At 53.9% G+C, this 12,237-nt stretch carries 13 protein-coding genes; 5 read left to right on the plus strand and 8 right to left on the minus strand.

Annotation, left to right across the window (positions count from 1 at the left end):
* The first annotated feature begins 22 nt into the window (after positions 1-22).
* Positions 23-1,126 carry a slipin family protein gene (locus tag NSS83_RS23755; protein WP_341346622.1) on the plus strand — a complete coding sequence of 368 codons (1,104 nt, stop codon included), beginning with the start codon at positions 23-25 and terminating at the stop codon, positions 1,124-1,126.
* 94 nt (positions 1,127-1,220) lie between these two features.
* On the opposite strand, the gene msrAB is transcribed toward NSS83_RS23755, so the two are convergent.
* The 6 genes from msrAB to NSS83_RS23785 form a co-directional block, all read right to left on the minus strand.
* Positions 1,221-2,774, minus strand: a complete 1,554-nt coding sequence (gene msrAB / locus NSS83_RS23760) for a bifunctional peptide-methionine (S)-S-oxide reductase MsrA/peptide-methionine (R)-S-oxide reductase MsrB (protein ID WP_341346623.1) — start codon at positions 2,772-2,774, stop codon at positions 1,221-1,223.
* An 18-nt stretch (positions 2,775-2,792) separates the two neighbouring features.
* Positions 2,793-3,128, minus strand: a complete 336-nt coding sequence (locus NSS83_RS23765) for a cytochrome c biogenesis protein CcdA (RefSeq protein WP_341346624.1) — start codon at positions 3,126-3,128, stop codon at positions 2,793-2,795.
* Complete coding sequence (locus tag NSS83_RS23770) at positions 3,125-3,508, minus strand: cytochrome c biogenesis protein CcdA (protein WP_341346625.1); 384 nt, start codon at positions 3,506-3,508, stop codon at positions 3,125-3,127. Before NSS83_RS23770 ends, NSS83_RS23765 begins: the two co-directional genes overlap by 4 nt.
* 43 nt (positions 3,509-3,551) lie before the next feature.
* Positions 3,552-4,592, minus strand: a complete 1,041-nt coding sequence (locus tag NSS83_RS23775) for an ATP-binding protein (RefSeq protein WP_341346626.1) — start codon at positions 4,590-4,592, stop codon at positions 3,552-3,554.
* Positions 4,592-5,296, minus strand: a complete 705-nt coding sequence (locus tag NSS83_RS23780) for a response regulator transcription factor (RefSeq protein WP_341186924.1) — start codon at positions 5,294-5,296, stop codon at positions 4,592-4,594. Before NSS83_RS23780 ends, NSS83_RS23775 begins: the two co-directional genes overlap by 1 nt.
* Positions 5,297-5,371: 75 nt before the next feature.
* Positions 5,372-5,932 carry a stalk domain-containing protein gene (locus tag NSS83_RS23785; protein ID WP_341346627.1) on the minus strand — a complete coding sequence of 187 codons (561 nt, stop codon included), beginning with the start codon at positions 5,930-5,932 and terminating at the stop codon, positions 5,372-5,374.
* A 243-nt stretch (positions 5,933-6,175) separates the two neighbouring features.
* Here NSS83_RS23785 and NSS83_RS23790 point away from each other — a divergent pair, with 243 nt between their 5' ends.
* The 4 genes from NSS83_RS23790 (at position 6,176) to NSS83_RS23805 (ending at position 11,458) form a co-directional block, all read left to right on the plus strand.
* Positions 6,176-7,333 carry a cobalamin-independent methionine synthase II family protein gene (locus NSS83_RS23790; RefSeq protein ID WP_341346628.1) on the plus strand — a complete coding sequence of 386 codons (1,158 nt, stop codon included), beginning with the start codon at positions 6,176-6,178 and terminating at the stop codon, positions 7,331-7,333.
* A 512-nt stretch (positions 7,334-7,845) separates the two neighbouring features.
* Positions 7,846-8,913, plus strand: a complete 1,068-nt coding sequence (locus NSS83_RS23795) for an iron-siderophore ABC transporter substrate-binding protein (protein WP_341346629.1) — start codon at positions 7,846-7,848, stop codon at positions 8,911-8,913.
* A gap of 1 nt (position 8,914) precedes the next feature.
* Positions 8,915-9,682, plus strand: a complete 768-nt coding sequence (locus NSS83_RS23800; RefSeq protein WP_341346630.1) for a (2Fe-2S)-binding protein — start codon at positions 8,915-8,917, stop codon at positions 9,680-9,682.
* A 51-nt stretch (positions 9,683-9,733) separates the two neighbouring features.
* A complete protein-coding gene (locus tag NSS83_RS23805; RefSeq protein ID WP_341346631.1) occupies positions 9,734-11,458 on the plus strand; it encodes a helix-turn-helix domain-containing protein in 1,725 nt (574 codons plus the stop codon).
* 54 nt (positions 11,459-11,512) lie between these two features.
* Here the strand turns inward: NSS83_RS23805 and NSS83_RS23810 are convergent, their stop codons facing one another.
* Together NSS83_RS23810 and NSS83_RS23815 are read right to left on the minus strand one after the other, a co-directional pair.
* Positions 11,513-11,944 carry a hypothetical protein gene (locus NSS83_RS23810; protein WP_341186931.1) on the minus strand — a complete coding sequence of 144 codons (432 nt, stop codon included), beginning with the start codon at positions 11,942-11,944 and terminating at the stop codon, positions 11,513-11,515.
* Complete coding sequence (locus NSS83_RS23815; RefSeq protein ID WP_036693024.1) at positions 11,941-12,147, minus strand: helix-turn-helix transcriptional regulator; 207 nt, start codon at positions 12,145-12,147, stop codon at positions 11,941-11,943. The genes NSS83_RS23810 and NSS83_RS23815 overlap by 4 nt, the downstream gene beginning before the upstream one ends.
* Positions 12,148-12,237 lie beyond the last annotated feature (90 nt).

Raw genomic sequence — 12,237 nt, forward strand, 5'->3', positions numbered from 1 at the left:
CATGAAGGGGGTAATACATACGATGTTGAAGCCAATCACGATTCAAGCGGACCAGCGCGGTCTGCTCTTTCATAAGGGAAGTTATGTGAAGCGGCTGCTGCCGGGAACCTACCGTTATTTCTCCTGGTCGCAGCATACTTTGGTGGTACTGGATATTGCTAAGCCTTTTAGCGCTGGCGGGAAGGACCTGCAATTGTTCTTACAGGATGATGAGCTCCTGCGGGAGCTTGAGGTGGTCCGGGTACAGGATCATGAGCATGTGCTGCACTATGAGGATGGTCAGTTCATTCAGCTGCTGAAGCCGGGGGTGTATGCGTATTGGAATCTGCTGAGGAAGCACACCTTCGTCCACACGGACATCCGTGTGCCGGAGCTGCCCGCCGGGATCGACCGCACGATCGTCTCGCGGCTTACGCCGTATGTGCAGAGCTGCGAAATCGCCAGCCACGAGCTGGGGTTCCTGTTCTATGATCATACACTTCAGCGGGAGCTTGCGCCGGGGAAATATTATTTCTGGAAGGGGCCGGTCTCGGTGCTGACGAAGAAGGTCGATCTGAGACAGCAGCAGATGGACCTGCTCGGCCAGGAGATGATGACGGAAGATAAGGTTACGCTGCGTCTGAACTTCGTCTGCCAGTACAGAATCGTAAGCCCGCAGCGAGTGCTGGAGATGAAGGAGTTCGATGAGCAGATCCACATCCAGCTTCAGCTCCTGCTGCGGGAGTATGTCGGGACGCTGAGATTGGACGATCTGCTGAAGCGGAAGGAGGATGTGGCGACGTTCATCCTGGACCGTATCCGGGAGAAGGAAGAAGAGTTCGGGGTGCGTTTCCTGGGGGCAGGGGTGAAGGATGTAATTCTGCCGGGAGACATGAAGGACATCCTGAATACGGTTCTGCTCGCTGAGAAAAAAGCACAGGCCAACCTGCTGACCCGCCGGGAAGAGACGGCCTCGACGCGCAGCCTGCTGAATACAGCGAAGCTGATGGACGAGAATCAGACGCTATTCAGGCTCAAGGAGCTGGAATTCCTGGAGAAGATCTGTGACAAGATCGGCTCCATCTCGGTCACAGGCGGCGGCGATCTGCTGGAGCGGTTAAGCTCACTCATCGGTGCGAGTAAATAGATAAGAATCGCCCTCCACACGGCTCAGCTTATGAGCCAGTGGAGGGCGATCTTTTTAACAGAGGAGCTCCTTCATCTGTACGATTTCGCTTAATCTACTCCACCAACCCCGTCAAATACCCGTAATGTTCTGCTTCCATCTTATCGAGAGGGATGAAGCGGATGGAGGCGCTGTTGATGCAGTAGCGCTTGCCGCCGCGGTCCGCAGGACCGTCGTCGAAGACATGGCCCAGGTGGATGTCGCCGGATTGGCTGCGCACCTCGGTGCGTTCCATGCCGAAGCTGGTATCCGTGTCATAGGTGACTACCTCCGGGGCAATCGGCTTGGTGAAGCTGGGCCAGCCGCAGCCGGAGTCGTACTTATCCTTGCTGGAGAAAAGCGGCTGGCCGGTGGCGATATCGACATACAGTCCGGGCTCGTAGTTATCCCAATATTCGTTGCTGAAGGCACGCTCCGTGTCATTATTGACGGCTACCGCATATTGGTCGGCGGTTAAATTCGCCTTGAGCTCTGCATCTGAGGGGCGCGGATATTGGGCGGGATCAATTACAACCGCTTGCTCATCCAGAATACTTAAGTCAATGTGGCAGTATCCGTTCGGGTTCTTCTCCAGGTAATCCTGATGGTATTCCTCCGCCAGATAGTAGTTCTCTAGAGGCAGAACTTCCGTTACGACCGGCTTATCATACTTCGTCTGCTCCGCAGCTACGGCCTGCTGAATGATGGCTGCATCCTCCGGGGACGAATAGTAGATTCCTGTCCGGTATTGAACGCCTCTGTCATTGCCTTGCTTATTCAGGCTGGTCGGATCAACCACTTTGAAATAAGACTCCAGCAATTGCTGTAAGGTTACCTGCTTCGGATCATACTTCACATGCACCGTCTCCGCGAACCCCCGGTCTCCGAGAATGACATCTTCATAGGTTGGACTCTCCCCTTCCCCGTTGGCATAGCCGGAGGTGACATCCTGAACCCCTTGAATACGGGACATATACGCTTCCACTCCCCAGAAGCAGCCGCCCGCCAGATACAGGTTATGCAGATCCTTGTCGGCTATACTTGTGGTCGTGACCGCTGGCACCGGGGCGGCGGCTGAAGCAGAGTTCATTCCGGCGAAGGTGTCCTTAATCTGTTCATTGGAGGCATGGCCCGGGAGGGACTTCACCAGCAACCCCTCTTCATCGATATAAAAAGAGCTGGGATATGCCCGTACCTGAAACTCCTTAGCCCATGTCCCATCCTCATCCAGTAGCACGGTTAAGTTGCCGTAGGACTGCTTGTTGAACCATTCCGTGAATTCCTTGGCGGATTTCTCGCCTTTGTAGCCGGGGGTTACTATCGATACCACCTGGAAATCCTTCTCTTGGCCGGCCAGCGTGTTCAGTTCCTCCAGACCAGCCAGACAGATGGAGCACCAGGAGGCCCAATATTTCACATAGACCTTCTTGCCCTTCAGGTCCTCCAGCTTGAGTGAATCGCCCTTCAGATCGTTCAAGGCGAAGGCTGGTGCAGGCTTGCCCTTGCTCATGGCTGCGGCAGAGTCTGCCTTGCCTGCTCCCGCCTCAGGCTTCGCGCCGCATGCGGCCAGGATCGACAGCAAGCCGCCAATCACCAGCATATATCCCATCCACTTCCATGTCTTCTTCATGCCTGATTCCTCCTCCCATTATTGAATCCAGCCGACAATCGTATTCAGCTGGTCGGTCATTAGCAGCAGTCCCATCCCGATAAGCATAAGCCCGGAGGCTATCTTGATGCCTCCCATGTATCTGTACAAGCGGCGAATCCGCTGCAGCAGATAGTCCGAGAAGACGGACATGATCAGGAAGGGAATCGCCAGACCCAGCGTATACAGGAACATGAGGAATCCTCCATAAGCAGGGGAGCCTTCACCGGCCGCGATGCTGAGAATGCCCGCCAGTACAGGGCCGATGCAGGGCGTCCAGCCGAAGCTGAACGTCAGGCCGAGCAGGAAGGCTCCGATATAACCGCCTTTTGTCACATGATTGCTGGATAGTTTTTTTCGCGTTCCAGCCAGGGCAGCTTGATGAATCCCGTCTGATAAATCCCGAATAAGATAACGATGGCTCCGCAGATGGCAATGAACCTGGAGCTTGAAATGATATTGCCCAGGGCGCCTGAGCCGAAGCCGAGTAGAACGAAGACCACGGACAGTCCAAGAACAAACAGTAGAGTCCGCAGCATGAATACAGAACGGAAGCGGAAGGAGCCGGAGTCAGCCGCTCCCTGATTCGTACTGCCTGCTATGCCCCCGGACAAGTAGGACACATAGACCGGAAGCAGCGGCAGGATACAGGGTGCGAAGAACGATAACAGCCCGGCACCAAATACACCGGACAAGAATACAAAATCACCAGCCAAATCAGTCACCACCTTGTGAGATACGGCTTACTGGACGCTGCGCCTATCGGCTGGTATACATTGGGATCGTAAACCAGAAGCAGCTCCCGGCGCCCTTGCTGCTGTCTACGCCAATCTCGCCGCCATGCAGCTCGACAATCGATTGGGCGATGGCGAGGCCGAGTCCGGCGCCGCCGCTATTTTTGCTGCGGGATTTATCGATCCGGTAGAACCGTTCGAAGATTCGTGAGGTCTCCGCAGCTTCGATTCCCTGGCCTTCATCTGTAACGGAGATTCGCAGGAACTGGCCTTCCTCGGTAGCGGATAACAAGATGGTCCCGTCCACCGGAGAATGTTGAATGGCATTCTGCAGCAGATTGGACAGCACCCGCTTCATCTGCGAAGTCATCATCAGAGCGGCAGGTAATTTATCCGGCAGATGAATCTCCACGTTCAGCTTCTTCTCCGCGAGATGGAACGAGAAGCTCTCCAGGGTACTGATCAGTAGCTCATCGGCATGGGATGGCTGCGGGTCGAAGCTCCCGCCGCTCGCCTCCAGACTGGATAGTTCAAATAAGTCATGGATCAGGCCCGCTAGCCGCTTCGTCTCCAGCCGGATCGTATTCAGATAACGCTGAAAAGTTACTTCGTCCTTAATCACATCATCCTCCAGCGCTTCAACGAACGATTGGATGGAGGCGAGAGGGGTCCGCAGATCGTGGGAGACATTGGCAATCAGCTCCCGGCGGGCGGATTCGGACTGGTGCAGATGGTCGAAGCTATCTTTTAACTTACTGCTCATTTCATTGAATTGCCGGGCCATCAGCTTGAACTCCTGCGGACCGATTAAGGGGACCTCGGTGTGGAAATCCCCATCGGCAATCCGCACCGTCTGCTCGGTGATCCGGGCAATGGACTTCTCGACCGGCCGTGTCAGCAGATGCTGGAGAACGAAGGAGAACAAGCCGATCCCGGCCGTGATGCCGGACAGATAATAGAACTGATCAATCGTGAGCAGCATTTTGGAGTAGCTGACGAATAGACAGATCAGCAACACGCCGATACCTGTGAGACTGGACAACAATAGATACGTACGCAGTTTCATTAGATGCCATCACCCGCAAACTTATAGCCTATGCCCCAGACCGTCTTGATATATTTCGGGTCGGAGGGCGTCTGTTCGATCTTCTCCCGCAATCTCCGGATATGGACGGTCACGGTGGTGGTATCCCCTTCATAGCTGAAATCCCACAGCTTGCTGAGAATCTGAGTCCGGGAAAAGGCCTGGCCGGGATGGCTCGCCAGCAGGTAGAGCATTTCGAACTCGGTAACGGTCAAGTCAATCGCCTGCCCGCTGATCTCCACCGTCCGCTTCGCAACGTCAATGGTAAGTCCTTCGTACTTGATCGTGTGTTCAGCGGCAGTAGCAGGCGAGACCTGCACAACCCGCATTCTGCGTAGAATCGCCCGCACCCGCAGTACCAGCTCTCTTGGACTGAAGGGCTTGGTCAGATAATCATCCGCCCCCATCGTCAGCCCCATTAGCCGGTCCTGTTCCTCCCCGCGCGCTGTCAGCATAATGATCGGGACATCTTCGGTCTGCCGGATCTCGTTGCACACTTCCCAGCCGTTCTTATGGGGCATCATCAGATCGAGCACAATCAGGCCCGGTGTCTGAGTGCGCCACAGCTCTAACGCTTCTAATCCGTCTTTGGCAGTCGACACAAGATACCCTTCCCGTTCCAGATACCTGCGGCATACATCGGTAATATTCGGATCATCATCAGCAACCAGCACCCGTTCATTCATCTTAACCCACCCCATATCCGGAAAATTACATATAACTCCATCATATCATATGGTGATGGTCCTGCTCAGTCCGTCTTATTTCATCGCCTTGGCAGGCTTCATGTACATGGTCACTACGGTATCCGCCACATAAGTGCTGCCGTCATAAAGTGCCGGAGCCATGCTCAGGTTGACTGTTTTACCGTCGACCATCATTTTTTTCGACCCGATCATGACCTTAATCATCTTGCCCATCGGCTTCATGCCGTCATCCATCATCTTACTGTCGTCCATCATCTTGCCATCGTCCATCATCTTGCCGTCGTCCATCATCTTGCCGTCATCCATCATCTTGCCGTCATCCATCATCTTGCTGTCGTCCATCATCTTGCCGTCGTCCATCATCTTGCCATCGTCCATCATCTTGTCGTCATCCATCATCTTGTCCATGTACATTAGCGAGACGGAGCGGTCTTTACTGTTCCATTCGATGCTATAGCCATACATCTGCGCCGCCTGTCTCAGGTTCATCAGCTCCATGCCGTCTTTCTTCATCGTCTTGATGCCTGCCGCCGCACCGGCGATGCCGGACACCGCCAGAGAGAGAACCAATACTGCCGTCATCATGAACCGTTTGCCTGTTTTGCTGTTACCCATGCTAATCACGCTCCATTTCGTTTTAGTGGTTTACATGGAACAGCATAAGGGAGAGAGCTTACGATTCTCTAAGCGAAGTATTACGATTGTCTTACGAAGCCAGCAGAGCTTGTAGATCCGAACTGCCGCACTATAACCTTTCACTATAACCAGGTATCGTTTTTAAGTGTTACGTACCTCTATGCCCTCCATGCTAGAATTTATACACAAAGACAGAACAGTGGAACTAGAGGAGGGCTAACCATGTGTGACAGATTTCAGATCGTAGGCAGCCTGCTGCGTCCGGCGGAGCTATTAGAATATAAGCAGCAAATCGAACACCGGGACGATATCAAGTATCCTTTTTACGAGGACTTCCAGGGCTATGAGCAGTGTGAAGCGAAGGCGATTCAGACGGTAGTCGGGCAAGCGAGCGAGAATGGGCTGACCATTCTGACGGATGGGGAATATTCCAAGTCGATGTGGCATCTGGACTTCGCGTGGGGTCTTCAGGGGATTGAGCGCTATATTGCGCCTCACGGCTATTTCTTCAGAGACATTGACGGCACCTCCAAATACGAGACGCGAAAAGACATCGGTCTGCGCATCACAGGCGAGCTGGGCGGCAAGAACCACCACTTCCTTCAGGCCTACCGCCAGCTTCAGGAGCATGCCGGAGACCGGGAGACGAAGCTGTGCGTGCCTTCGCCGTCCCATATTTTCGGAGAGCTGTCCTGGTCGGATAATATTGGCGGCGAGGGTGCCGTGTACCAGAATCGTGATGAGCTGAAGGCCGGTCTGGTAACGGCTTATAAGGATTTTGTAGGGGAATTCGCAGCCGCTGGCGGGAAGATTCTGCAATTCGACGATTGCCTCTGGGAGCTGTTCGCGGACGACAATCCGAATTCGCCATTTACCGGCGAGGCAATCAACCATGAGGAAGTACAGAGTCTCGCGACAGAGTTCATTGATATTAACAACACGATTATTGATTACGGACATAGCTTGGGTCTCCTGATGTGGACCCATAACTGCCGCGGCAACTATGATTCCCGCAATATGGGCGGCGGCTCTTATGTGAAGATTGCCAACCTGTTCCTGAAGCAGCTCAAGTATGACCGCTTCTTCCTGGAGTGGGACGACGAACGTGCGGGCTCGCTGGAGGCACTTGCCGTGTTCAAGGATAAGCCGGAGACGGAGATTGTACTTGGCCTGCTGTCCTCCAAGACGAACACGCTGGACGATGAGGCCCGTGTCCTCAGAATGCTGGATGAAGCGTCCACGATCATTCCGAAGGAGAGATTGCTGCTCTCCCATCAGTGCGGCTTCGCCTCTTGCGACGGCGGCAACGAATTAACGGAAGCGGAGCAATGGGCGAAGATCAGACAGGGGCAAGAGATTGCCCAGCAATATTGGGGTTAACTTCATTAATAGGTAGCAACTGTTCATAAAAGTAAGCCCGCATCTGACCACAGGATGCGGGCTTGTTGATTGTTTAGGTAACATTTTTAGAGAAATCCTGCAAGAAGTGCAACAATGTTTCCAATTAGAAGCGTCCTATGCTGAAATCCTGCACGAAATGCAACAAAACCAGGACTAACTTGCTCTAAATACCGAAATTTGTGCAAATAATGCAACATTGTTACTTCAGCCAGCAACATGTATAGAGGAATCCTGCAAGAAATGCAACAATTCTCACTACAAGCGGTCAGTGAGAGAAGGCATCAGCAACCTTCACCCGTTAGGGTGATTTTGTAATGTTTCCGTCTATAGCACCTGCTAGATACACACGCTAATAGCAACCCATGTCGCATTTATCCGGCTGCAATGTCGCAAAAGTACATGGAAACAGAGGCAGCAGATCGGATATACTCGCTGTAACAATTATGATAATGAAAATCATTATCACATAATACATAACAGGGGGAGTCAGCGTGAACAGAGTAACACATAAACAAGAGGCAGGCAGGAAGAAATCCGCCGCCCCAAAATTAGGACTATTCATGGTATGGATGCTGGCACTGGTATTGGTACTGACAGCTTGCGGATCTGGAGGGGGAGCTAATGCAGGCACGGCCGCACAGCCGTCTGCTTCAGCTGAGCCGTCCCCGTCGCCAGAAGTACAGGCGGCGGCATCACCGGAGGCACAGGCTACAGCAGCCTATCCGGTTACCTTCACACATATCAAGGGTGAATATACACTGACGGAGAAGCCGAAGGTGATCGCTGTGCTTGATGTGAAATTCGCCGATCAGCTGATCGCGCTTGGAGAGAAGCCGGCGGGCAGCGTGGTTGCCGGAACCAAGGACGAGTTCCCGGAATATTTGAGTGCTCAGATGGACGGTGTGAAGGTCCTGGGTACACGCGATGAGCCCAACCTGGAAGCGATAGTGGCATTGAACCCGGATCTGATCTTGATGACAGATTTTCAGGAAGAAGCTTATGAGAGTGTGAGTAAAATTGCGCCTACTATCGTCCTGGACTTCTATGAGGATTGGCGGGATACGCTGGCTACCATGGGTACCATAACAGGCAAGCAGGAAGAGGCTGAAGTGGTGAAGAAGGCCTATGAGGACAAAATCACCGGACTGCGTGAGCAGCTGTCGGCGAAACTGGGCGACGAGACGGTTGCGCTGATTCGTCCGAGACCGGAAGGGATTCGTGTACATGGTCCAGAGCACCGGACCGGAAGCATTTTGTATGAGGATCTGGGCTTAAAGGCTCCTGCCTTCGTTCAGGCGATTAAAGATGACACCTCGGTTGAAATATCGATGGAGACTGTTGGTGATATCGGGGCAGATCACTATTTCCTGCTCTCCGATGATCTATTCGCCAAAGAGGCAGAGGTTCTGGCAAGCAGTCCAATCTGGAAATCCCTAGATGCAGTGAAGAATAACCGTGCTTATGATGTGAATTCAACGCTCTGGATCGCGTATTATGGTCCCCTGGCGATCAATATTATTGTAGATCAGGCCTCGGAAGCGTTGCTTGGAGCTAACTGAGATGGACCGCTATCTGTCGTCGGCCCCCTGGAGGGAACTGGCGGAGGATTACCGGATGAGGCTGGGGGAGCCGCCTGCGGACAGCGTCCGCACCATCGCTCTGAGTGAGCTGCAAGACGAAGCCGCCTGCCGCGAATATGTCAGCTGGCTGAAGGATTATATCGGCGCGCCGGACCTGCAGGTTGCGGCTTCCATGCTAGCTAAGCGGATCGGATATCTGTGGATCGCGCCAATACTGACTGCCATGACCTTTCATCATCGGGAAGTCTTCTTCCCGCTGGACAGAAGCTTCCTCTACCATCCGGCTTCTGCGCAAGATACGACCTTCCCTTTTCTGGCGCTGGACGGGATTCGGTCAGCCTCACCGCCGGGGGATAGGGGGGAGTGGCGCGAAGCTGTTGTTAAGGAGAATTTTGCGGTACGGCTTGCGCCGATACTGGAGACGCTTGCCACGGTTGGACCCGTCTCCATGGCCGTGCTGTGGGAGAATATTATGGTGCGCATTGCCCCGCTGTATGCGCCCGGAACAGACGAATCCGGCGAAGAAAGGCTGCGGATTCAAGAGGATTTTGCGTATCTGACCCGAACGGCCGCCGGTCCATTGTTCAGCGCAAGGCGCAACCCGTTCACCCGGTTCACCGAGGGGAATGACGAGGCTCCGGTTGCGAAGAGCAAGCGCATTACGTGCTGCTTTTACTACCGGATGTCCGGGGAATATTGCAGAAAGTGTCCGAAAATTGACAATGAGAATGAATCTCAATTAAAATGACAGCAGGTCTATCCGTTTAGCAAAGGATACTGTTGTCAGGAGATGAGAGAAATGCCGCAACAAGAACAGGCGAGTCTATGGAGTGATACGGCGGTCAAGATGCTTGATGTGCGCAGTGGTACTGTGCCGCCCGGCGGCGTGCTGAGCGAAACGGAACTGGCGGCAAATCAGCTGCTGCTGGCCATCGGCGGGCAGGGAGGGCTTGTGATGAATGGTGAAGGCAGCCATGTCCAGGCCTCTTTTGCTTGTCATGCTGCCAAGGGATCAGCCTATACTCTGAGTGCGGGATCAGACAACATTCATTATACAGCTATTAGCTACAAGGCCATTCCTGTTGCGGGAGCCGCCCATGTGCTCTTCCCGCAGCACAATCACCCGCTGCGGACTTCGTTTGTCCATCATTCTGCGCCCCCGGCGGAGCTGCATATGACAGCGGAGAGAATTGCAGCAATATGGAGCCTGGGAGAAGGGCTGGAACGCTTCCATGCCAATGCGCTGCTGCAAGGTATGCTCTACGAGCTTATTATGGAGCATGAACGTGGTCAGGGCGGCAGAGAGCCGGATATGGTGGAGGTTGTTGCCGCCTATATCGCGGGGCATTATCGTCAGGAGCTGGGGCTTAAGGAGCTGGCCGCACTGGCCGGATGCGGCGTGCGGCAACTTCAGCGGCGGTTCAAGCAGGAGAAGCGGCTCGGCCCGATGGAATACGTGATTCAGCTGCGGATGGAGAGCGCGGAGCGCATGCTGCGTTATACGGATGCTTCCATCGGCGAAATCGCTGAGCGGACAGGCTACCGCGACATGTATTATTTCAGCAGGGCGTTCAAGAAGCATTATGGAGTCCCTCCTCAGCTCTACAGGCGTAATGCCGCTTCAGATCCTGGTACAATTACCGTTCCTGCGGGATTGCCGGAACGTTTGGCCTCCCCGCAAGGATCAATACAGGGTCTAGTAATCCCCCATCTGCGAGGCGAATATCTGGTCACCGCTGCTCCGCAGCGGATCGCCGTGCTGGACGTCCAGTATGCTGACCATTTGCATGCGCTGGGGATATCCCCCGCAGGAAGCGTAGGCTTCGGAAGCGGGGCGCTGAATTTCCCTCCGTATTTCCGGGAGAGATTAACGGCAACGGAAATGCTCGGCACCTATGAGTACCCGGACCTGCAGGCGGTTGAACGGCTGTGCCCGGATCTGATTATCTGCACCGAGGTGCATGCTCCGCATTATGAACGCTTAAGAAGGGTAGCGCCAACGATCATGTTCAAGCGTAATGAGAGCTGGCAGACGATTCTGCGCCTGTTCGGCGAACTGACCGGCAAGCAGGAGGAGGCAGAGCATATTATTGCCGATTATCTGCGCCGTACGGCATTGCTGTCCGCAGAGCTTGCTCCGGTCCTCGCGGGTAAAAGCGTGGCGCTGATCCGTCCGCGCGAGTCCATCGTCCGGGTACATACGGCTTCTCACCGCACAGGCGCTGTGCTGTACCGCGACCTTGGTCTGCCTGCTCCGCGATTTGTAGCGGAACCCGCCTCCGACACGGCCTATCATATCTCCGTGGACAGACTTCCTGCTGTGCATGCCAATTACTACTTTTTGCTTAGCAATGAAAGGATGCAGGAGGGAATATCGATAACAGAGCACAGTGTGAGGGGCATGCTGGGTGCAGATCAGCGGCAGCTTATCTACCCGGTAGATGCTGCTACCTGGATCGGCTGTTACGGACCGACTGGCATCAACTGCATTCTGGATCAGGTGGCCCAGGCCTTACTGGCTTGAGCGGACTAGCGGCAGACGGAACCCATGCCAACCAGTCTATTGGTACGAAGCCGCTCACATCTCCCGATCATACTTGAACCGGTAATAGATGCCGTATCCAATCGTGAACAGGTATCCGAATACCAGTAACAGCACCACGGTTAGCTCAATCTCCATCAAGGCGAAGGCCAGCATCAAGACTCCGAAGACAAATACCATCATGTCATAGGCCTTCGCCTTCGCCCGGGTTGCAATGGCTACATTGCGCTCATCGTTCTTGTTAATCTCAACCTGCTTGGCTGCGGCAGGGTTACTCTTCATCGCTTGCCGGCTCATGAGCTCTCCCATGCCACTTCCGAACATGCCGGAAGCAAGCCCGATACAGACATAGGGCAGTGTCCGCATTAACCCCTCCGGGTCTGAATTGGTTCTAATAAGGTACAGACTGCCAGCCAGCAGGACTACACCTGCAATAACCAGAAGATAAGCCGAGATGGATTTCTTCATGAATTCTCTTCCTCCTCATAAATAAAAATCTCCTCAATGCTCAGCCCGAAATAACGGGCGATCTTGAACGCCAGCAGGATGGACGGATTGTAGCGGCCGTTCTCCAGTGAACCAATCGTCTGCCTGGACACCTCAAGCGCCGCTGCTAATTCTTCCTGCCGGATTCCGCGCTGCTTGCGTAATTCTTCCAAACGGTTGTTCATGGAATCCCTCTCTTTATGGAAAGTTAACTTTACATAAGGAGTGTACTGCATGTTGCATTGAATGTAAAGCTTACTTTCCATTTTGGAGTG

This window comes from Paenibacillus sp. FSL H3-0469 (assembly GCF_038051945.1).
Classification (GTDB): domain Bacteria; phylum Bacillota; class Bacilli; order Paenibacillales; family Paenibacillaceae; genus Paenibacillus_AQ.